The 21,627-nt window shown below is 37.4% G+C and carries 20 protein-coding genes; 18 read left to right on the forward strand and 2 right to left on the reverse strand.

Annotated features, from left to right (window positions below; genetic code table 11):
* Positions 1 to 198 precede the first annotated feature (198 nt).
* The 14 genes from MUB24_RS21350 (at position 199) to MUB24_RS23375 (ending at position 11,268) form a co-directional block, all read left to right on the forward strand.
* A complete protein-coding gene (locus MUB24_RS21350; RefSeq protein WP_244707549.1) occupies positions 199 to 693 on the forward strand; it encodes a sigma-70 family RNA polymerase sigma factor in 495 nt (164 codons plus the stop codon).
* Positions 694 to 1,167: 474 nt separating this feature from the next.
* Entirely contained in the window at positions 1,168 to 2,670 is a 1,503-nt protein-coding gene (locus MUB24_RS21360) for a sensor histidine kinase (protein WP_244707550.1), read from the forward strand.
* Positions 2,670 to 2,843, forward strand: coding sequence for a hypothetical protein (locus tag MUB24_RS21365; protein WP_244707551.1), 174 nt, complete (start codon positions 2,670 to 2,672; stop codon positions 2,841 to 2,843). The genes MUB24_RS21360 and MUB24_RS21365 overlap by 1 nt, the downstream gene beginning before the upstream one ends.
* Before the next feature lie 142 nt (positions 2,844 to 2,985).
* On the forward strand, positions 2,986 to 3,582 hold the full coding sequence (locus MUB24_RS23770) for a DUF6431 domain-containing protein (protein ID WP_396426803.1): 597 nt from the start codon (positions 2,986 to 2,988) through the stop codon (positions 3,580 to 3,582).
* 198 nt (positions 3,583 to 3,780) lie between these two features.
* A complete protein-coding gene (locus MUB24_RS21370) occupies positions 3,781 to 5,169 on the forward strand; it encodes a DDE-type integrase/transposase/recombinase (RefSeq protein ID WP_244707552.1) in 1,389 nt (462 codons plus the stop codon).
* Complete coding sequence (locus MUB24_RS21375) at positions 5,166 to 5,966, forward strand: ExeA family protein (protein ID WP_244707553.1); 801 nt, start codon at positions 5,166 to 5,168, stop codon at positions 5,964 to 5,966. The genes MUB24_RS21370 and MUB24_RS21375 overlap by 4 nt, the downstream gene beginning before the upstream one ends.
* A 288-nt stretch (positions 5,967 to 6,254) precedes the next feature.
* Positions 6,255 to 6,956, forward strand: a complete 702-nt coding sequence (locus MUB24_RS21380; protein WP_396426804.1) for an MGH1-like glycoside hydrolase domain-containing protein — start codon at positions 6,255 to 6,257, stop codon at positions 6,954 to 6,956.
* Positions 6,957 to 7,210: 254 nt separating this feature from the next.
* Positions 7,211 to 7,498, forward strand: a complete 288-nt coding sequence (locus MUB24_RS21385) for a hypothetical protein (RefSeq protein ID WP_244707555.1) — start codon at positions 7,211 to 7,213, stop codon at positions 7,496 to 7,498.
* 1,015 nt (positions 7,499 to 8,513) lie between these two features.
* A complete protein-coding gene (locus MUB24_RS21390) occupies positions 8,514 to 9,455 on the forward strand; it encodes an Abi family protein (protein WP_244707563.1) in 942 nt (313 codons plus the stop codon).
* A gap of 199 nt (positions 9,456 to 9,654) precedes the next feature.
* Entirely contained in the window at positions 9,655 to 9,834 is a 180-nt protein-coding gene (locus tag MUB24_RS21395; RefSeq protein WP_244707556.1) for a hypothetical protein, read from the forward strand.
* A gap of 132 nt (positions 9,835 to 9,966) precedes the next feature.
* Positions 9,967 to 10,185: a hypothetical protein gene (locus MUB24_RS21400; RefSeq protein WP_244707557.1), complete on the forward strand. Its 219-nt coding sequence runs from the start codon at positions 9,967 to 9,969 to the stop codon at positions 10,183 to 10,185.
* 257 nt (positions 10,186 to 10,442) lie between these two features.
* Complete coding sequence (locus tag MUB24_RS23370) at positions 10,443 to 10,574, forward strand: hypothetical protein (RefSeq protein ID WP_280517109.1); 132 nt, start codon at positions 10,443 to 10,445, stop codon at positions 10,572 to 10,574.
* 38 nt (positions 10,575 to 10,612) lie between these two features.
* Entirely contained in the window at positions 10,613 to 11,131 is a 519-nt protein-coding gene (locus tag MUB24_RS21405; RefSeq protein ID WP_244707558.1) for a general stress protein, read from the forward strand.
* A gap of 14 nt (positions 11,132 to 11,145) precedes the next feature.
* On the forward strand, positions 11,146 to 11,268 hold the full coding sequence (locus tag MUB24_RS23375) for a hypothetical protein (RefSeq protein WP_280517110.1): 123 nt from the start codon (positions 11,146 to 11,148) through the stop codon (positions 11,266 to 11,268).
* Between the two features lie 454 nt (positions 11,269 to 11,722).
* Here the strand turns inward: MUB24_RS23375 and MUB24_RS21410 are convergent, their stop codons facing one another.
* Both MUB24_RS21410 and MUB24_RS21415 read right to left on the reverse strand, forming a co-directional pair.
* Complete coding sequence (locus MUB24_RS21410; protein ID WP_244707559.1) at positions 11,723 to 12,568, reverse strand: sugar phosphate isomerase/epimerase family protein; 846 nt, start codon at positions 12,566 to 12,568, stop codon at positions 11,723 to 11,725.
* 188 nt (positions 12,569 to 12,756) lie between these two features.
* Positions 12,757 to 13,659, reverse strand: a complete 903-nt coding sequence (locus tag MUB24_RS21415; protein ID WP_244707560.1) for an AraC family transcriptional regulator — start codon at positions 13,657 to 13,659, stop codon at positions 12,757 to 12,759.
* A gap of 138 nt (positions 13,660 to 13,797) precedes the next feature.
* Here MUB24_RS21415 and MUB24_RS23565 point away from each other — a divergent pair, with 138 nt between their 5' ends.
* The 4 genes from MUB24_RS23565 to MUB24_RS21430 all read left to right on the forward strand — a co-directional run bounded on the left by MUB24_RS23565 (position 13,798) and on the right by MUB24_RS21430 (position 21,164).
* Positions 13,798 to 14,121, forward strand: coding sequence for a DUF5107 domain-containing protein (locus MUB24_RS23565; RefSeq protein WP_313898486.1), 324 nt, complete (start codon positions 13,798 to 13,800; stop codon positions 14,119 to 14,121).
* Complete coding sequence (locus MUB24_RS21420) at positions 14,118 to 17,090, forward strand: tetratricopeptide repeat protein (RefSeq protein WP_313898485.1); 2,973 nt, start codon at positions 14,118 to 14,120, stop codon at positions 17,088 to 17,090. Before MUB24_RS23565 ends, MUB24_RS21420 begins: the two co-directional genes overlap by 4 nt.
* A 68-nt stretch (positions 17,091 to 17,158) precedes the next feature.
* A complete protein-coding gene (locus MUB24_RS21425; RefSeq protein WP_244707561.1) occupies positions 17,159 to 20,218 on the forward strand; it encodes a discoidin domain-containing protein in 3,060 nt (1,019 codons plus the stop codon).
* A gap of 205 nt (positions 20,219 to 20,423) precedes the next feature.
* On the forward strand, positions 20,424 to 21,164 hold the full coding sequence (locus MUB24_RS21430; RefSeq protein WP_244707562.1) for an SDR family NAD(P)-dependent oxidoreductase: 741 nt from the start codon (positions 20,424 to 20,426) through the stop codon (positions 21,162 to 21,164).
* Positions 21,165 to 21,627 lie beyond the last annotated feature (463 nt).

Genomic DNA, 21,627 nt, shown 5'->3' on the forward strand with positions numbered 1-21,627 from the left:
TTCTGGTTTTTTCTTTGTCCTCCTGCCCTAGGGCAGGAGGACAAAGAATCCAACCATCCAAGTTTAAAAGTGTAAAATATTATTTATCGGAAACTGTTAAATCTAGTTTATCAGTCACATTCGCTTTGAAGACAGCTTTTTTCTAATGTAGAGATACCCGGGAATACACAGAAAGCGCGCTTTCCAAAGGAAAAGACAATGGAAAGTTTTGACGAAATGGTGGAGAACTATCAACCGATGATTTACCATGTGATGAAGTCTTTATCGATTTATAAAAACCAAGATGAATTTTTCCAAACAGGGTTGATTGCCTTTTGGGATGCCTATCAACGATTTGATCATGAAAAGGGAGAATTCTCTTCCTATGCCTACTCCTACATAAAAGGGCGGATGATGACAAAACTCACAAAAGACAAACAAATCGAAGAAAGAAATGTCTATCCAGATGAAGCGTTCTGGGAAAATACAGTGGAAGAAGAGGAACAATGGCTAGAACAAGAACACCTGCAAAACTACTGCGTCGGCCTGTCCGACAAGCAAAAGCAATGGGTGATCGACACCTTCTACAAAGGCATGACCACCCGCGATATCGCCGAAAAAGAAAAACTCTCCCTCTCGGCCATCAAAAAACGCAAATCCGTCACCTTGGCGAAAATACGGGAGAATATTGAGAGGGGGGTGGTGGAGGTGTGAATTTGACGTTGGATCGGCGTTAGTGGTTGGTTCTGTTTCAAATAATTACTTACAGAATTTCCTGAAATCCCTAACTTCTTGGCAATTTGTCTTTGCGATAACCCTTCAACCTCCTTTAAGAATTTGATATTATGAAAATGAGCCATACTGATCATCCTTTTGTTCCTCTCTTAATATATAGATAGCTTAGGACACTTTCTATAATTAAGAGAGATTAGTAAATATGAAAGGTTAGTGGCTCATTTTATATGTGATCGAACCATTGAAAAGTGCTCAATATTAGATTATCAAAGACAAGAAACCTATTCCTTGTACATTGGAGTAATTGAGCAAATAAATAATGACTTAGTAGATATACAGTCATGGGAAGAAAAAATGATTTAATTCAAAAAAATTTACACTGCCTATATCTATTTATTGAATAATTTGGATCATGTATAACAGATAGCTAATATTCACTGAGAGAATTTAGAAATGGAGGCGATTCCTATTTTAATCAAAAAAAGGCTCAAATTGGCCATTAAATCAAGTAAGAATATCATTATTTTCAATTATGTAATTATTGCGTTAACAATGATTTTTAGTGTAATTGTATCAAATTATATTCAGCAATCAGTAAATAATAAGTACCACCAGTTTATGAATAAAAATGAAGAAGTTACGAAGCTTCCGGTCATAATAGAAGAAAGTAAAAAGAGTTTTCAGCGATTTTTAAAGGATAGAAATCAAAAGGATTTACAAACATATCATAAGAATAATCGGGAGATAGCAAGGATTCTAAAGCTTATTGAAGAGGATTCTACTCATGATACTGAAACTTTAATTTTTTATGGTTCTCTAAATCGAATGTTCGAATATCAAACGAATTTAGCGAATAAAATTAGCTCTATGAACAGTTTTGGAAGCGAAACATATGAAGAAATAACTTATCTATTTGAGTTATTTAAATATATGGTAAGCCAGGCAAACCACTTATTGACATCTTATTTAAAGTATAGTAGCCAAGAATATAATACCTTATTTCAAAATTCGAAGCAATTGGAATTAAAGATTTTAGTTAATACTATTTTTTTAGGAGGTATTAGTATAGTTGTAGGAATATATTTATCAAAGGGGATTTTTTTAACAATAAGCAACCTTTCTCGTAAAGCGAAGTTACTATCAAATGGTCAATGGGATACAGAAGATCTGGAAAGGATTCCCTATAGAGAGTTAGATAATGTGGTTCAAGCTTTTAATCAAATGAAGCATAATATAAAAAATTACATTGAAGAGCTACAGTATAAATCTGAAATTGAGAAGCAGCTGAAAGATGAAAAATTGCACAGTCTTGAACAAGACAGATTGTTAAAAAAATCTCAGATTGAAGCGTTGCAAATGCAGATGAATCCACATTTTCTATTTAATACACTCAACATGATTGGTCGGACAATAAAGTTGAATCAATCCAAAATAGCAACCAAATTGATTGAATCTATGGCAAAGATTTTAAGATATAATATGGAGAAAAAGGCAGATAAGGTTTTAATAAAGGATGAATTAAATGTATTATATGCGTATGTATATATACAACAACTTCGTTTTCAAGACCGTATTGAGATAAGTATTAGTGGGGAATCACCGGTTTTGCATGCTGAAATCCAGCCGATGATTTTACAACCATTAGTTGAAAATGCAATCATTCATGGGCTCTCTGACATAATAGAGGGAGGAAAAATTGAGATTCGATTTTCTCAAAATGATGATAACCTACTAATTATTGTGAAGGATAATGGGGGAGGGATGTCACAAGATAGAATTAAAGAAATTCTTAAGGTTGATAACTTCGATGATCGTAATAGGGGAATTGGTCTAGGTAACATAAAAAAACGGCTATTTTTACAGTACGAAGAAAATTTTACTTTTAATATTAAAAGCTCGATAGGAAATGGAACAGAAATTGAATTAATCATTCCATTGAAAGTAGGTGACATATGATGATTAAGGTTTTAATTGTGGAGGATGAAGTGATCGAGAGGAAATATATTAGAACTTTACTCCAAGGTTATACCGTTCACAATGTCCAGGTTGTTGGAGAGTGTAGTAACGGAAGTGACGCGTTGGAATTAGCAATATTGTCTGGGCTAATATTTAATGGCGGTAAAATCTAGTATTTTAGGAATTAATTTTGTCGTTACGTGGAGGGGGAGATATGTAACAATGAAGAAAAGGGATAAATATCCTGGCGGAAAGAGAGGCATAAGAATGCCCTAAAAAGATGGCAGTCTTTTTAGGGCGTTTGTCAAACTTAATATGAACAAGTCTATTGTAAAACCATTGGGTAAAAACGTCAATACATATTTGCGAAAGTACGGCCGGAAATCACCGAATTATGATAGTGGGTGCCCGTGTTGCGGTGGTAAACCGCATAAGCATGGACATTATAAACGCACTGTTGTTTTAAAGCATTCGGAACACCGCATTCCGATTTATCGCATGAAATGCTCTGTTTGCGGGATAACGTTTTCACTTATGCCGGACTTCCTTATTCCTTATCACATTTATGCGGTTGGAGTGATGGAAAGCACGTGGTATCAGCGGCACATTGGATGCAGGAGCTTTGGGCATATCAGACGTGGGTTCTGTGGTCCCAAATTAAATGGCCCGTCAAAACGTACAATGAAGCGATGGCTATCATCCTGGAAGAAAAATATCGATCGATATGTGGCTTGGGGGATTCGTCAGCTTTTATTATACGATCCTTTTGCGGATCTTCAATGGACGAGGCACACTCCATCCGTTGAAAGGGCTGCCTTTACGCTAACTAAACGGCTATGGCGCATGGTGTATCCGGAGTCTCCCTACCCTTTTTACGGTTTCTTCCCTTGGATAAATCAGCTAATGAAGTAACCTTTAACCGCGCAATGAAAAATATACCATTACATAAGAAGCGACACATCCATGGACAAAGGGCATATTCCTTTTTGGCGGTACACTTTTACCACTATTTCCCTTTTTACTGTATGTATCCCACAGAGTTTGCGTCCTCCCGGTCTTGTGGGATTTGTGCGACACTTTAGTCGTACATTTTTCAAGGAGGTATAAGAAATGAATCATGAAGAAAGGAAAAACATCGCCTTGTTTCGATACGGGCTTATTTCTTCACTTGTTTCAAGGAAACTACAAAAAGGAGAATTGGCCGAGCAACTGCGAATCATTGCAGGCAGGGAGCATATAGACCAGGATGGGAAATTACGCAGGATTAGTAAACGGACCTTGGAGCGTTATTTACATGCGTATCGCAAGCATGGGTTTGAAGGACTGATGCCTGCTTATCGAGGGGAATATGCACCAAGGGCAATCAATCAGGAGGTATTGGCAAAAGCTGTTCAGCTTAAAAAAGAGCGGCCGGAGCGTGCTGTATCGCAGATTATCCGGATGATGGAATTGGCTGGCATCGTTGAAGTGGGCGATGTAGCCGAAAGTACGCTATCCAAACAGCTTCGTAAACTTGGATTGACCAAAAAGAAACTACAAAACAAACAAAGCGATCGATTCCGCCGTTTTGAGTTTCCTTACCGGAATGCATGTTGGCAAGGGGATGTGCAACATACCCTTTACCTGCCGCATCCCGATAAACCCGGACAAAAAGTGTTGGCTAAGCTTTTTGCATTCATGGATGATTTTTCAAGGTTCATTGTTCATGCGGAGTTTCATCTTCAAGAACGGGGGCCCCAATTGGAAGATTGTCTTCGAAGGGCGATTCATTCACATGGAAAGCCAGAACAGATCTACGTCGATAATGGAGCCATATATAGAGCCGATATGTTCGAGCTGGCATGTGCACACCTTGGTATCAAGCTATCACATAGTACGCCGAGGCGGCCCCAGGGACGGGGTAAAATGGAACGTTTCTTTCAATTTATCGATTCATCATTCAAGCCAGAGGCCTACGATTTGATAGAATCCGGGAAAATCGACTGTGTCGAGCAATTGAATCGGTATCTTTATATTTGGTTGAACACTTTCTATCATGACCGCAAACACGGGGAAACAAAACAGACACCAAGAGAACGTTTCTATGAAAGTGAAGCACCTTATGTTTCCGTCAGATTGGAAGAGCTGGATCGTGCTTTCATGTGGCAAGCAGAACGCAAGGTGGATAAAACCGGATGTGTATCGTTTCAAGGAAACCGCTATGAAGTGGATCAATCATTGGTGGGGGAATTGATTACCCTTCGATATGAACCGTTGGATTTGAGCAAAATTGAAGTGTGGCATAGTGAAAAGCGGTACGAGGATGCTTCTCCAATTAAACTAAATCGCGCGACCGACCGGCGGATTGAAGAACCCGAAGTCGAAGATGAATCTCCATCCGTCGAAGAACCATCCGGATTAAACTTCTTGGAATTGAACGCACCTCTACAAGAGAAAAAGCAAAAAGAACAACGCGGTAAACTGAGCTACGCGAAATTATGGGAGAGTGAACAATCATGATCCCATCCTACTTTGGCTGGAAGCAAAAGCCTTTTGGGCGAGAAATTGCGACGAAAAACTTATATCGCAGCGCGCAATATCAGGAGCTGGAGGCCAGGTTGAAATACATGATTCAGGATCGTTCCTTTGGTTGCATAACAGGAGAAGTTGGCGCTGGAAAGACAACGGCAATACGGGCCTTGCGCGATCAATTGAACACGAGTCATCATGTGTTTTTATATATATCGGATTCGTCATTGAGACCAAGGGATTTTTATCGGGAAATGCTTGTTCAAATCGGCGTGGAGCCGAGATTTTTGGCCAGCGACGTGAAGAGACAATTCAAGGCTGCATTACTTGAATTGTTTGAGGTGAAGAAAAAAACGCCTGTCGTGATAATTGACGAAGCCCATCTATTATCACCAGCGATGTTGCAGGAAATTCGATTTCTAACCAATTTCCACGTTGATTCCATTTCACCACTGGCGCTCATATTGGTGGGGCAACCGGAATTACGGGACAAACTCCGTCTGCGAAGTCTCGAGGCGATTTCCCAGCGCATTACAACCCGGTTTCATTTGGTAGGATTCAGCTACGATGATATGAAAGCTTATATCCAACATCACCTGCGGCAAGTTGGAGAGGATCGTCAAATCTTTTCAGAAGCTGCATTAAGCAAAATCTATAAGCAAACGCGTGGTATCATGCGACTTATCAATAATCTATGCACGGAGTGCTTGTTGGACGCAGTCTCTCGTCAGCAGAAAATCATTGACGAAGACTCCGTCGATCGTGTCATAGACGAGCATTCATTTTAGTTCGATACATTATCAAAAGCTTGAAACTTGAGTTAATGTCTGTGTTTACACTGGTAAATACGGATGGAATGAATGTTTTTTCGCCATCCGTAGCCAGTGTAATATAATAAGAATAAAATCCTTTAAAGAGGGTATTTCTACATATTATTTAAAAATTAGGATAACCACCAACTAGAACGGTTTTTATTTTTAGGCACATGCCATGTCGGTTACAAAAGGTATTTTTCACCGTCAGTATCGTTTCCGAAACAACCGTCATTAGATATTACTTTTGACAAAATTGGATATATACCTTGGTATTTTAATATACCAGACGAAGGTTATGATGGAGCATGGAAACAGCTGCTAGATACAGATGGATTTTATGCACCATTTGGCCCTACCACTGCTGAACAGCGTCACCCTAGATTCATGTTTCGGAGAGATGATCATGAATGTTTATGGAATGGTCCATCGTGGCCATTTGCAACATCACAAACATTAACTGCAATGGCAAATTTATTAAATCATTATCAACAAATAACCGTGACAAAGGATCATTATTTTGAATTAATCAACATTTATGCCAAGAGTCACTATAGAAAAAAAGAGGATGAAACTGTGGTATCTTGGCTTGATGAAAACATACAACCTTATACTGGCGAATGGTTGTCCCGTAAGATTTTACAGGAATGGGGATGGAGGCCAAATAAAGGTGGAATTGAAAGAGGGAAGGATTATAATCACTCAACTTTTAACGATTTAATTATTACTGGTTTGGTAGGATTACGACCTCAGAAAGATAATACGTTGAAAGTGAATCCACTAGTTCCCGAGGATGAATGGGATTATTTTTGCCTTGATAACATCAAGTACCGTGGGAAGAAAATAACCATTATATATGATCAGGATGGTACCCGTTATGGAAAAGGAATGGGCCTAAAATTGTATGCTGATGGAAAAGAAAGGGGGAGTTCAAAAGACTTACAACCTATACATGTTGAATTATAGAGGGGTGCCTTACAAAGGCAGTAATGTATCATGTATATGAATGATATACCACCTGTGATTGATTATAAATTGGTGAAGGGTTTTGAAATTTAACACCAGATTGTCCCTTATAAGATTTTTTGGTGAATATGACATAGTTATCACAGCACTTCTTTTAAAGGAGTGCTTTTTTCTATTGGTACTATCCGCTTGTTAAAGTGTTGAATTACCGAATGATTCAGAATAATATTCGAACCTGGGAGTAGAAAGGGCGCTTGATGACAGGTCTCACGAAATACAGACGAAACGAAGAACGCAACTTTATCCAGATTGACGTATTCTGGGAAAATACCGTGGAAGAAGAGAAGCAATGGGTCATCGACACCTTCTACAAAAGCATGACCACCCGCGACATCGCCGAAAAAGAACAACTCTCCCTTTCCGCCATCAAAAAGCGTAAAGCTGTTACTTTGGCGAAAATACGGGAGAATATTGAGCGGGGGGGTGGTGGAGGTGTGATCTGGTTAGGGAGAGAGGGCCCAGTGGGTAGAGTGTTAATGTGATAAGGAATATTTGTTGCTGATGTGCCGGGTTCCGAATAGTGCTGAATAGTATTGGAACTGGCATGTAAGCAGTTAGGAATAGAGTAGAATATAAATACCATTCTTTTACCGGTATAGCTAATAAAGGGAGTATTGATATAGGGGTAAATAGACGGGAAGATGTTTTTTAGTAGCTAATCTTTCAGTGGATTGCTATATAGAATAATAGATGGATTGGCTTTTGGGCTACTAGCGATATGGGCTTTGGTTTTTTAAAATGAAGCCAAATGGATGGAGGGCGAAAGCAGAGTGATCACTTTTAAAGAGGGGTGTCAATATGGGCGTTTCCATTAATTACACATTAAGGTCATAGGGATACACTTCCATGTCAGATGCAGAGCAACAATAGGTAAATGTGATTGTAGGTGAGTATAATGGTTATTTCGAATAGAAAGTGATCGGGGAGAAATTCCGTGTTTACGAAAAGGAAATCAGAGCTAGCCGTAATCTTAGATGTGCTACAAGGTTACCTTTTTCAGATGATCCCTGTAGATAAGTTGCGTTCTTTATATTATCGGGTTATCACGCCTCACGGAAATAAGAAGGGCGATTCTCAGAGGATGTTGGTGAGTCCACCTGATTCGGAATTAAGAAGAGGGCTGGCAAATGCTTATGGTTGACAAGATTTAAGAAATATACCTTATTTAAAAAAACGTCTCTGAAAGCACCTAAACTTCTGTGGCGTTCCCTTTCACGATTGGTTAATGGGCCTAAATATCAGGGATTTCACTTTTTGCTTGGTAGAGGGACGAGTTGTGGTCCACATATTTTGGCATGTTCCTTTATTTCTTCCATCAGGTTTTCGAGAGCCAGGGACGAGACGACCAATGAAATGGCATGAGGAAAGCGATAATTGGAAACAGTTGGCACCCGAGTTCGAAGATGGTGTCCATAAGAAAAATTAGCCTTCCCAATTCTATCTAGTTAAGATATGATAAATATAGACTACCTCATATTTAGGGGGAAGGTGAGTTTGGTGGAACAAAGTACACAGAAGATTTTAAAAAGGAAATTAAGTTTTGATGAGATGATTGAACACCTAGATCAAAAGAATATTAAATTTGAGCTAATTACTAGGGAAGAGGCTAAGAACATTCTTCAAACCTCAAATTACTTTTATAAAATTACTGCTTATAGAAAAAACTTTGAAAAAAATAAATATGATAGGTATGTCAATTTGGATTTTAAACTTCTACAAGATCTTGCCACAATTGATATGAGGCTTCGTTATTTAGTTTTACAGATGAGTCTGGACATAGAGCATGTAGTTAAAACTCAGATTCTAACCGACATAACTAATGACTCAACTGAGGATGGTTACAGTATTGTTACTGATTTTTTAGCGCATGATAGAACTTCTATAGAATACTATATGAATGCTTTAAATAAAGAAAGCCATTATAATTATGGTTTATATGTAAAACACCATGAAAATCCACCTATTTGGGTATTGTTTGAAGTAATGACCTTTGGTGGCTTTGTAAAGTTTGTGGAGTTTTATTACCGTCGGAAAAATAACCCACTTGCGTATAAAGAGATTCAACAGGTATTAAGGTATGTGAAAAACATACGAAACACAGCTGCCCATAACAGCCCTATCTTAATGGATATAACTAGAAATAATCAGATAAACCCCCAAAAGGTAGTAAAGCCAATTACCAAATTTGCCAAACAAATTAATGGACTTTCCCCTCAAGCTAGGAAAAAAAGGCTTTCGAATCGAAAGGTACATGACTTGACTGTACTTATTTATGTTCATTATACTTACATTAATAGTAAAGGTATTAAGAAAGCTCGTTATGATGCTTTCAGGGAATTATTGGAGCGCACAAAACGGTTAAAAGACGCATATAATAATCAGGATTCCTTAATTGCGGTGTATAAATACTTTAAAAAACTAATTGACTTTATAAGTTGATTAGTGTAGTATTCTCTTAAGGAAAAAATCGGTTCGCCCGGTTTGCAATGGCGGGGTCATACTTCGCTTGAGTTTACCATGCTAGCACCTGTCTTTTTGACGGGTGCTTTACTATTGTCCAAGAAAATAAGCAATTATTAGGCGTCAATTATTAATTCCAAAAGAATTTTTTGAACTGCTAGAGATGGGGAGTGAAGCAATGATTGAGCCGGAAGGAAATTTTAAGATTGTAAGTCCTATTCATGAATCATCTGATGACTTTTCGGAATTTATCTTAAAGGACCTTTTAGCCGCAGGTTACGAAGGAGAAAAATTAATTACCGAGTTTATTAACCGTAAATCTCAAATCAAGCCTGCTATTTCAGATATGATTGCTTAAGAACGACCAAAAGCATAAATGATGTAGATCGCCTATTTGACGATGATGATGAATAATCATTAGACATACTTCTTAAAGCAAATGGATACCTAAGCTTGTTTTTTCGAAACACCTTGTAAGGAGGTTGCCGTAATGTGCCCGGAAACCACATTAACAAAAGACGTAATATGGTATATCGACGGAAAGAAGTATGTTATCCAAAACGTCCCTTACTCTAAATTGCAGGCTGAGGAAGAGGAATATTTCGATATGGATGTTTCCGTTCGGCTAACAATATTGCGTGATCTCATGTATATGAACGATATACCACTTATAATTGATTATAAATTGGTGGAAGGTTTTGAAATTTAATATCAGCTTCTACTTTACAAAGATTTTTTGGTGAATATGACATAGTTATCACAGCACTTCTTTTAAAGGAGTGCTTTTTTCTATTGGTACTATCCGCTTGTTAAAGTGTTGAATTACCGAATGATTCAGAATAATATTCGAACCTGGGAGTAGAAAAGGCGCTTGATGACAGGTCTCACGAAATACAGACGAAACGAAGAACGCAACTTTATCCAGATTGACGTATTCTGGGAAAATACCGTGGAAGAAGGGGAACAATGGCTGGAGCTGGACAACTGCAAAACTACTGCATCGGCCTGTCCAACAAACAAAAACAATGGCCATTTATGAATATCAATTATAACTTCAATAAAGGAAATCAGATCATCCATTTAAATTATCATATATAATGGGCTTAGTAAGGGGAAACATTAGAAAGGAGCTATCTATGAAGAATAAATTAGAAAGTCGGTTAAAGTATCTATTTACAGGGGAAAGCTTTGCAATAATATTGTTTATACCTCTTAGTTTCTTTATTAATTATGCTTACCCCGATTTGCAATTATATTCTCTATTCTCGTTTTGGATTTCCTTTTTCCTATTGGAGTTTATCCTTATTCAAGGAACTTATTATTGGCATTCCAAATGGAAGGGTCTAATTACTGAAAACAAATCTCTAACTCCGATTAAAACCGTTAGAATTTTGAAGAAAATGAAGGCAGTAAACGTAATTATAATAATTTTTTCTATCCTTTTATTTGTTATCGACATACTTGTTACCTATCCCAGTTTACCAATTGGGGGATTGTTCATTAGCGGATTTGTTTTTATTTTCGCTATCCTCGAGTTTATTAATTACTTCTACATTCAATTGTCCTATGATAATTTATCTGATCTTAGATATTTAATAAAAACAAAGAAATTTAAACGTTCTTGTTTAAGCAAAGATTTTAAGCGTATTGGATAAAGTGGAGAAAACGTATGGTACGGAAGTTGGAACCAAGAAATGCCGGTTTAACGGACGGGAAGACACTTGTTGATCAAGCAGGGAAGCCCTTGTTGATTTCCCCGAAATATGGGGAACGAATGAGGGTGGAGAGGTAAGATCAGATGCTAGTCCCGACTCAGAATATTGCCATGGGATAGGGATCAATCAGAAACCTCTAATGACACATGCGTTTTCCTTTTAAAATAATTTACACCTGATTATTCGCCTTAGAATTTACAAGTGGTCATTCAGGTGCACTTTTATTAGTGGAGGTGTCAGGTTCTGATTCAACCCAGAATATTACCGGCATTAATTCGATGGAAATGTCTCGTGAAAAGATATTTTATCAAGTCTTTTTCCTGCTATTTCAATGGTAATTCTAGTTTGTTCTTAAATTTAGTATTGTTTATTTATTTTATTGTGTAGTATAGATGATAGGCCAGAACAAACAAACGGGACCTAGGTTGGATTAGATCCGATTGTTTGAGATAATATTCAATAAGTGAGATATGCAGATGATAGTTCCCAATCCTTTTACCGGTAGATTGAGCCTTCTCTGTTTCTACCTTTTTACCAATTGTCAGAAATAACACTACGCGTGAAATCTACGCTTGTCTTAAAATCCTCTTCACTCTCAATGCCATGCAAAAGCATCCCACCTGTATAATTGTACTCTTTTAACTTTTCAAGATAATAGGGGAAGTCGACAATTCCGTTGCCGGCATGGGTAAAATGAAGCTTGTTTCCCTCTTTAATGTCCTTCCCGTGCGCGATATAGATATCATTTCCTAGTAAATCAAACGCTTCATCGATAATGGGTCGAACATATTCCTTTTTTGCTTGGCCTTTCTGAAATAAATTGGCCACATCCATGATGATTTTCAACCTTCTAGACTGAAATTCATCCAATAGCCTGCGTGCTTTTTTTGCGGAATTGACACAATTGCTTGCTTCACATTCAATCCCCAGAGTGAGATCGTAACGTTCGGCTATTTCCAGCACCTTTTCCATGGAATTCATCATATCATCCCAAGCGGCTTGCGTATTGTTACCATCATGAAATCGCCACATGTTCTGCGGATCTCTGCTACCTGTGCATAGCGTGATAAAATGGCAATGTAGGTCTTTACATGCTTCTGCAATGACTTCAAACCTTTGAAGCCCAATATTTCTTTGTTCCCTATCAGGATGTATCATATTATAAGTGCCGTTAATTGCCACGATATCCACGCCGTTGTGTTGCGCAGTTTGGTAGATTTCTCGTGAGAGTGCTGGATCAATGGAAGCTGGTAGCTGCTCCCCGCCTACCGACAAAAAATCAAACTGAACTTCTGTAAAGCCTTTTTCACGGATTGCTGAAAACAACACTTCCAAGGAAGACCGCTTAATCTCAATTGAATACATACCTAGCTTCATCTTTTATCATTCCTAACTAGTATGATTTTTCTTTTAAATCGCTTTCCGTATTCTATAAGTATAGATGGAAGAGCTTGGTCCCGGTTGAGTAAACAAAAATCAGACATCCCAAAAAATAAATTCCATCATACTGAAAATTATAATAAAAAAGGCGATAACATGCATTTCTTTAACATGTGTTTATCGCCTTAAGACCTTTTTAATGATTCATGGACATTCTTTGAGAATTTTACTCGATAATCTTTTGGAGAATAGCCTGTGTTTTTTTTGAAAAGTCTTGAGAAATAATAGGGATCTTGATAACCAACTTTTTTTGCTATCTCATAAATTTTAAGATTGGATAATTTTAAATATTTACAGGCTTGTTCGATGCGCATTTCAATAAAATATTCAATTGGAGATTTATTCGTATAGTTTTTAAAAAGAGAGTTTAGATAACTTGAAGAGATTTCTAAATGCCTTGCAAATTCGGCTAAATTGATATCTTGATCAATGTTTTCACTCATAAAACTGATGCACTTTGCTAGATACAGATTTTTCTGATGGGAAAAACTTCCATCGGTTAAAAAGAATATTTCTGATAAAACCAGTTTAAGAAGTTGCGAAGTACAAGTAATCATCTCATCAGAATTGACGTTTCCGGCTAACTCAAAAATATCAATAAAATGACCTTGTAAAATAACATATCTTTCTTTGGCCAGCACTTTTATGACCATTTTTTTATGTAGGCCCAAAAAATGGTCAAGATTCGTATGAAAATGCATCCATAGAATCGACCAAGGATTGTTTTCATTCGCATAGTAGCGATGAGCTACTTTTTTAGGAATACAGAAAATATCGCCCCGACTCATTGATATGACCGAGTCGGGAATTTCAATGGTTCCTTGACCTTCTAGGCAATAGATCAGAACGTATTCATCAACGCCGTTTATTCGTTCGCGATAATGGTATTTAGCATTTGGATAATAGCCAATTTCTAATATGTAAGTGTGATCAACTAAAGGAGACTCTTTAATGAAATCATTTATGTTTGAAGGGAAAATAATATGGCGTTCATTACGAAATCCATCTTTTTTCTTTATTACGTCCATAACATCGCCTCCTACCAAAGAAATTATAACACCGATAAGTAAAATAATCCATCTTTGATTGATTTATCCCATTCTTTCGAAAGCCTTAACATTGTAAAATTTGATTAACTTACACATAAGGAGGACAAAAAAGTGAGTATGGTTCGTGTAGAAGAGAAAAAACTCGTCATTCCAACTTATTTAACTTCGGAACCTGACAAAAATCCATTATTTTTTAAGAATAGGGTGTATCAGGGCAGTAGTGGTAAAGTGTACCCTTTGCCCATTACCGAAAAAATATTCGATGAAAAAACGGATGTCGAATATTTAGCGGTCATCCTAGAGAACGATTACTTGGAAGTGACCATTTTGCCAAGCCTTGGCGGGCGTATTTACCGAGCAAAAGATAAAACAAACAATTATGATTTTGTTTATTACAATCGAGTGATTAAACCAGCACTTGTTGGGTTGGTTGGACCATGATTTCAGGGGGAATCGAGTTCAACTGGCCGCAGCATCACCGACCTACGACATTTATGCCAACTGAATACACCATCGAAAAGCATGAAGACGACAGCGTCACTGTGTGGGTGAGTGAAATTGATCGCATGTACGGTACGAAAGGAATGGCTGGGTTTACGTTATACCCAGATAAAGCCTATATTGAAATCACTGGGAAGGTGTATAACCGAACGGATATTCCACAGAGTTTCTTGTGGTGGGCCAATCCAGCTGTTCCTGCTAACGATCATACCATGTCCATCTTTCCACCTGATGTTCATGCGGTAATGGACCATGGCAAACGAGCAGTTTCTGATTTTCCGATTGCGACAGGAAATTACTATAAATATGATTACTCTGCAGGTGTTGATATTTCTCGCTACAAAAATATTAAAGTGCCAACTTCTTATATGGCCTATCATTCTGATTACGATTTTATCGGAAACTATGATGAAAAGCTGCAAACTGGTTTACTTCATGTGGCAGATCATCATATCTCTCCAGGAAAAAAACAATGGGTTTGGGGCAATAGTGATTTCGGTCAAGCATGGGATCGCAACCTTACCGATGAAGATGGTCCGTATGTAGAATTGATGACGGGTGTCTTTACCGATAACCAACCAGATTTTACTTGGCTAAAACCTTATGAAGAAAAGGAATTTAAGCAATATTTTATGCCGTATAAAGGGGTCGGACGGGTTAAGAATGCGACGATCGATGGGGCAATTAATGTCGAGGTGCATAACAATCAAATTGAATACACACTGTACACGACGAAAAAACATGAATATGTGACCATTATAGTTTTAAAAGATGGTGATCAAATTCATTCAAAAAGTGTTGCAACATCTCCTAAGGATTTTGTTAAGGAATGTTTTGATTTTGAAACGGATGAATTTGATGAACATTTTGAGATTAAAGTATTAGATGAAAAAAGCAACCTTCTGGTAGCTTATCAAGGCTTTAAAAAAGTGGAGCAGCCATTGCCAGATCCAGCTGAAGAAATTCCAGCTCCAGATAAACTTAAATCAACAGAAGAACTTTTTTTGGCGGCAACGCATATTGAACAATATCGTCATGCAACGTCTAATCCAGAAGATTATTACCTTGAAGGCTTGAGGCGCGATGCAACGGATATCCGTCTGAATAATGGCTATGGTATGTATCTTTATAAAAATGGCGAATTTGAAAAGAGTATGAAGTATTTTGCTCAAGCAGTCAAAAAACAAAAATGGAAAACACCTAATCCATTATATGGCGAACCGCTATTTAATCTTGGATTAGTTCATCTACGTTTAGGTAATAAATCAGAGGCCTTCGATTGTTTCTATAAGGCTACGTGGAATGAAGATACACAAGGCGCAGCCTTTTATCAAATGGCCTGTATGTCATTAAGCGAGGGGAAAATCGATGAAGCATTAGACTTTATCGAAAAATCACTCATTAAAAATGCTCATCATATGAAGGCTCGTGCCCTGAAAGCAGTTATTTATCGCCTTATTGGAAAAGACAATCGTTCATGGTTGGAAGAATCAATATCGATAGATCACCTTGATTTTGCAAGTTATTATGAAAATTATTTGCTGACTAGCGATAAAGCGTCTTGGGAAAAAGTAATGCGTAACTGTTTGAATAACTACTTAGAATTAGCTTTGGATTATATTAATTTTGGTCAGTATAAAAACGCTCTCGATATTCTAAGTGAATGTTCAGTAACTTCTCCGCTGGTTCACTATTACAAAGCCTATATCTACTGCTTGAGAGATCAAAAGAATGAGGCTTACTTAGAAATCTACGAGGCAGAGAAGCAAGCTCCTGATTACTGTTTTCCTAACAAATTAGATGAAATTTTAATCTTAGAAAACGCCATTCGCTTGCTTCCAGAATGTACTGGTTTTGCGAAATACTATTTAGGTAATCTATTTTACGATAAAAACCGCTATGAAGAGGCCATAAAATTATGGGAGGACAGTGCCAAACAAATTCCAGATTTCCCGACCGTCTTCAGAAATCTATCTTTTGCTTACTTTAATCAATATGATGATATCAAAAAAGCGCAAGAAATGATCACGGTTGCTTCGAATTTAGATCCAGCAGATGCGAGGATCCTTCTTGAAAGAGACTTGCTTTCCTCCAAAGCTGGCAAATCACTAACCGAACGTATTGCATTGCTTGAAGAACGGATGGATACCACCCAACATAGAGATGATCTTTATATCGTTTATATTGAATTGCTGAATAGTTTAGGAAAGTATGATGAAGCATTTGATAGAATTTCTAAACGTCAATTCCATCCTTGGGAAGGGGGAGAAGGAAAAGTAAGCAATCAATACATGTACGCCTTGATTGAACAGGCCAAAAAGTTGCTTCGGAAAAATCCTAAGGAAGCAATCAAAAAACTTATCGCTTCGCAAAGTTATCCCGTCAATCTAGGTGAAGGGAAGCTGCCAAATGTGGAGGATAATATTTCCAATTATTATATCGCCAAAGCCTCTGAGGTTTTGGGTGATCAAAAACAGGCGGAAGTCTTTTTCAAAAAAGCAGCGCAAGGAACCAATAAACCTGAAAGTGTTTTGTATTATTACGATCAACCAGCGGATACGATTCTTTATCGAGGGCTGGCGCAAGAAGCATTAGGCAATCTTGAAGAAGCAAGAAGCTGCTACTATCAGTTAATCAGCTACGGAAAAAAACATCTGTTTGAAGACGTGTCCTATGATTTCTTTGCAGTATCATTACCAGCTACTGTTGTGTTTAAAGATGATTTAAATAAAAACAATCAAATTTATTGTCGCTATCTAATGGCCTTAGGGAATATTGGCTTAAAAAACTTTGCAGAAGCCAAAAAGGAACTTGAATATATTCTTTCAGTAGTGCCGAGTCATCAAGGAGCCATTCGCCATTTGGCCTTGATCAGTGAAGATGAGAGGGTCTCGTTGAACAAGAAATAAAATCCATGTTTCAACTATTTCATCCATTTTTAGCTTAAAAGTAAAATAATAAAAAACGAGGGAGATATATGATGATAGATTTAGCAGGAAAATGGTGCTATAAAGAAGACCCTAAAGATCTTGGAGCTCAGGAAGAGTGGTTTTTAGCCGAATTTAATGATTCGCATTTTCAGATTCCTGGTAGCACGACTGACAATGAGATTGGAACTACTTATGAGTTTGATGGTTCGTTGACTGAAGAAAATATTCGCCATTTACGGCAAAAAAAACAATACATTGGGAAAATATGGCTAAAAAAAGTAATTGAGATACCAGAATTTCAACCCGAGAAAATCTATGAGTTAATCTTAGAAAGAGTGATGTGGCAATCAGAGCTTTGGATTAATGGGCAGTATGTCGGTTCCAGAGATTCATTAAGTACGTCCCATCGCTATGACATTACTAATTTTATTACGTTCAAAATAGAAATCGTTTTTTGTATTGATAATCGCGATATTCACCAGATTAATACTACACCGAGCGCTTATACCGAGGAAACACAATCCATCTGGAATGGTATGATCGGAAACTGTCGAATTGAATCACACAACTTTTTGTTTCGTCAAATGAAGGTATTAACGAATTACGACCAACAATCGATTGAGTTGACGTATGCTTATGAATCAATAAATCCAAACGCCAAAACATTATATGTCACTGTTGAAAAAGAAGGGAAAGTAGTGAAGGAAGCAACTCAACTTCTTTCTGGTAATAGCGGTAGTGGAAAGCTTACTCTCTTTTTACCAAACATCGTTTCTTGGGATGAATTTCAGCCAGAGCTTTATGAACTCATATGTACAGTTGAGATGAATGATGAATGTATTGCCTGTCAAAAGCAGAAAATCGGTTTTAGAAAATGGTCGACAAATGGCAAGCAGCTGCAACTAAATGATCACCACGCTTTTTTTAGAGGAACGATCGATTGTTGTATATTTCCATTAACCGGGTATCCACCAATGGATGAAGCATCGTGGGCAAAGATTTTCCAAACGATCAAAGAGCATGGACTCAATCATGTGCGGTTTCATTCCTGGTGTCCACCGGAGGCAGCATTTGCTGTTGCAGACAAACTTGGCTTGTATCTTCAAGTAGAAGGGCCGATTTGGCTGGATGATTGGATGCCTTTTATGCTAGGGGATAAGACGGATCATTATACCTTCTTCCAAGCGGAAAGTGAAGCAATTGTAAACTCTTATGGTCATCATCCGTCTTTTTGTTTCTTTAGTTGTGGCAATGAAATTCGCGGTGAGTTTGCTATTCTTCGTAAGATTGTAAAAAGCTTGAAACAAATGAACAGCAATATTTTATATACCTTAACATCCAATTGGGATCGGGAAATTGATTCCGAGGATGATCTGTTCATTGCGCAAACTGTCGATAAAGTACCAGTTAGAGGACAGTATGATTTAGATAAAATGGTTGTGGAAACGACTATCGAATTTTCGGATGCAATCGCACTACGTCAAGTTCCGGTGATTTCTCATGAAGTTGGTCAATACAGCATATACCCATCCATTCGTGAAATAGATAAGTATTCGGGGAATCTGTTACCAGTAAATTTTCAAGCGATTAAAAATGATTTAGAAAGTAAAAACATGTTGAAATACGCAGATGATTTTACTTATGCTTCTGGGAAACTTGCGTTTGAGTTATATAAAGAGGAAATTGAAGCGAGTCTGCGAACTGAAAAAATGGGCGGTTATCAATTACTTGGATTGAATGATTTTACAGGACAGAGTACAGCAACCGTCGGCTTATTAGACGCTTTTTGGGAAAGTAAGAATCTAATGAAAGTAGAAGAATACAGGCAATTTTCAGCACCGCTAGTTCCTTTAGCGATAATGGAAAAAAGAATTTTTTCTGCTGATGAGACCATAAGCATAGATTTGAAGATTGCGAATTATTATCAAATTTTAGATTCAGCAAAAGTTATATGGTCGCTTTCTTCTGAAACGGATTGTATTTTTTCTAAAGAATTTAATTTGCCTAAGCTAGATTTGGGTTTGAACCACATAAATGAGAGAGTTGTTATTTGCTTAAAGAATAAAGTAAAGCAAAACTCGCAAATGGTTTTAGAGGTACAGATAGAACTTGAACAGGGTATCAAGTTTAAAAATTCGTGGAAATTATGGTGTTATGTCAAAGAAGATTCCGTACCTGACGTAATCGAAAGTACAACGATAACCGAACCAATTCTAAAAGAGGTGGAAAATGGCGCTTCCTTGCTCTTAACGCCAGAAAAGGCCACAGTCAAAGAGGCCGAAAAGACGACTTTCTTCCCCGTTTTCTGGAGCCCAGTTCACTTTAAATCTAAAGATAATTGTGGGTTGATCGTAGATAATGATCATCCGTTGTTTAAGCTATTCCCATCGGAAAAATATGCGAACTATCAATGGAAACCGTTGATTGACAGTGCGTTTGCTATACCGTTTCATGAATTAGCAGAATCCTTCCAACCAATGGTGCAGGTCGTGCCAAATTTCTTTAATAATAAGAAAATGTTTGTTTTGGGTGAATTTGTTTATGGTGACGGACGGATTATAGTGACATCGTTAAACATCCATGATGAATCTTTACCGGCAAAAGCATTGAAGAACGGGCTAAAGTTCTACATGAATTCGGAACAATTTAAGCCAGTCAATACAATCTCTAAAGATCAATTAGCAAGTCTTTTTTATGCAGAAGGCACCCGGAAAGAGAAGATAGATTTAGCTGAATTGGGAATTTGTACGGCTGACAGTGTATACAGTGCTGATTTTGCACCAGAAAATGCCATCAATAACAAATCCTCAAGCTATTGGAAACCGCAAAATGATAGTCCGGGTCACTGGTGGAGCATCGACTTAAAAGCAGTTCATAAAATTAGAGAAATAGAAATCGAGCTCTTGTCTAAAGGAACTTATTACTACATTGTGAGCGTTTCAGAAGATAATCACAAATATCAAAAGTTAATTAGTAAGACCATTAACACTAATCAGAGCTTAATTATCTCTGATGAAGTGGAGACGTCCGCTAGATATCTAAAGATTACCTATGGAGATGTTAGCAAAGGCGTAGAAGTAGGTCATCGTCGTGTTAGGATATTCTGAATATGGGAAAATGATGAATGCTAATAAAGTTCGACTTGAATAGAAGACTTGGAAAGAAAATTTGACGAGAATTTGGATGGTGCCATCTTTTGTTTAAGGATATAGAAGATTGATTTAATTCATTTTATTCATGGCACTAGCTGAATAATTTAGGGAGTTTGACCCACATTATAGAAGAAAATATGATCATAAGGAGCTAGATAACATGAACCGATTGGAAGGGAAAGTAACTTTAATTACTGGGGCTGCATCTGGATTTGGAAGGTCTATGGCAAAAATTTTTTCTGAAGAGGGAGCAAAAATTTTTGCTATAGACATTAATGAAAAAGTAGAAGAATTAAAAAATGAGATCAATGGAGAGCTATATACCTTTGTTGCAGATGTAACCAATCCAGAACAAATTACCGCTGCATTTGATGAATGCAAAAAAGTCTATGGTAAATTGGATGTGTTGTGCAATAATGCTGGAATGACGGGAGTAGTAGAAACGCCATTACATGAAGTGAGTCTTGAAAATTTTGATAACGTCATGAATCTCAATGTTAGAGGAGCGTTCAAAGTATTGCAAGAAGCAGTTAAGATGATGCTTGAAAATGGCGGTGGTTCCATTGTTAATACGGGTTCAATCGGTGGTTATCTTGCAACACCAGGTTCTGCCCCATATATTATCTCAAAAGGGGCGATGGTGATGTTAACGAAGCAAGCAGCATTAGAATACGCCCGAGAAGGGATCAGAGTAAATTCGATAAATCCAGGAACAGCCAAAACACCTCTACTTGACAAGTTCTCACAAGAAACGTTAGACTTTTTAGCTAATCAGGTTCCAATTGGTAGACTTGCTGAACCAGAAGAAATTGCAAGAGTTGCTCTCTTCCTCGCTTCAGATGAATCTTCCTACATCACAGGACAGGATCATATCATCGATGGAGGGCGTTCAACAGAGTAATCACTTTTAATAAGTGGATATGAATAAAATGGTCTAAGATACGATGAAATCCATAGAGTGTCAACAGTAAGCCCGAATTATAATAATAACGTACTTTCCGGTACGTTCCATAAATAGCCGTCTATTCATTGATTGTTTATCAAATAGACGGCTGTTTTATAATTTTACATAGGGTGATTTTTGAAGATTTCGTTGCAGATTAGAAAAAACGTGGTGGCGTTAAGGTAATTCAAGAAGCAACAAATTGGTATGATTCGGTGAATTAATACTATTACCCCCGTATCGGGGGTCGTATTGTCAAAACTTATATAGTAAAAAGTTAATAAAATCTTGATTTATAGGGCTTAGAATACAAAAAACTTGCCACCCCCCTAAAATCTGAAGATAATTGAGGTTACCACACACCCAAAATCCCAGAATAGGAAGTGACAAGTTGTACCCTCAATTATTAACTTACTTACTC

The sequence above is a fragment of the Lederbergia sp. NSJ-179 genome (assembly GCF_022867885.1).
Lineage (GTDB): Bacteria > Bacillota > Bacilli > Bacillales > Bacillaceae_C > Lederbergia.

What these genes read in the sequence shown, in the direction of transcription:
- MUB24_RS21360 (WP_244707550.1), top strand. Translation starts at nt 1,168, where the DNA reads ATGGAGGCGATTCCTATTTTAATCAAAAAAAGGCTCAAATTGGCCATT.
- MUB24_RS23370 (WP_280517109.1), top strand. Translation starts at nt 10,443, where the DNA reads ATGGCTGGAGCTGGACAACTGCAAAACTACTGCATCGGCCTGTCCAAC.
- MUB24_RS23770 (WP_396426803.1), top strand. Translation starts at nt 2,986, where the DNA reads ATGAACAAGTCTATTGTAAAACCATTGGGTAAAAACGTCAATACATAT.
- MUB24_RS21375 (WP_244707553.1), top strand. Translation starts at nt 5,166, where the DNA reads ATGATCCCATCCTACTTTGGCTGGAAGCAAAAGCCTTTTGGGCGAGAA.
- MUB24_RS21395 (WP_244707556.1), top strand. Translation starts at nt 9,655, where the DNA reads ATGATTGAGCCGGAAGGAAATTTTAAGATTGTAAGTCCTATTCATGAA.
- MUB24_RS21350 (WP_244707549.1), top strand. Translation starts at nt 199, where the DNA reads ATGGAAAGTTTTGACGAAATGGTGGAGAACTATCAACCGATGATTTAC.
- MUB24_RS23375 (WP_280517110.1), top strand. Translation starts at nt 11,146, where the DNA reads ATGGTACGGAAGTTGGAACCAAGAAATGCCGGTTTAACGGACGGGAAG.
- MUB24_RS21370 (WP_244707552.1), top strand. Translation starts at nt 3,781, where the DNA reads ATGAATCATGAAGAAAGGAAAAACATCGCCTTGTTTCGATACGGGCTT.
- MUB24_RS21420 (WP_313898485.1), top strand. Translation starts at nt 14,118, where the DNA reads ATGATTTCAGGGGGAATCGAGTTCAACTGGCCGCAGCATCACCGACCT.
- MUB24_RS21415 (WP_244707560.1), bottom strand. Translation starts at nt 13,659, where the DNA reads ATGGACGTAATAAAGAAAAAAGATGGATTTCGTAATGAACGCCATATT.
- MUB24_RS23565 (WP_313898486.1), top strand. Translation starts at nt 13,798, where the DNA reads ATGGTTCGTGTAGAAGAGAAAAAACTCGTCATTCCAACTTATTTAACT.
- MUB24_RS21430 (WP_244707562.1), top strand. Translation starts at nt 20,424, where the DNA reads ATGAACCGATTGGAAGGGAAAGTAACTTTAATTACTGGGGCTGCATCT.
- MUB24_RS21400 (WP_244707557.1), top strand. Translation starts at nt 9,967, where the DNA reads ATGTGCCCGGAAACCACATTAACAAAAGACGTAATATGGTATATCGAC.
- MUB24_RS21410 (WP_244707559.1), bottom strand. Translation starts at nt 12,568, where the DNA reads ATGAAGCTAGGTATGTATTCAATTGAGATTAAGCGGTCTTCCTTGGAA.
- MUB24_RS21425 (WP_244707561.1), top strand. Translation starts at nt 17,159, where the DNA reads ATGATGATAGATTTAGCAGGAAAATGGTGCTATAAAGAAGACCCTAAA.
- MUB24_RS21405 (WP_244707558.1), top strand. Translation starts at nt 10,613, where the DNA reads ATGAAGAATAAATTAGAAAGTCGGTTAAAGTATCTATTTACAGGGGAA.
- MUB24_RS21365 (WP_244707551.1), top strand. Translation starts at nt 2,670, where the DNA reads ATGATTAAGGTTTTAATTGTGGAGGATGAAGTGATCGAGAGGAAATAT.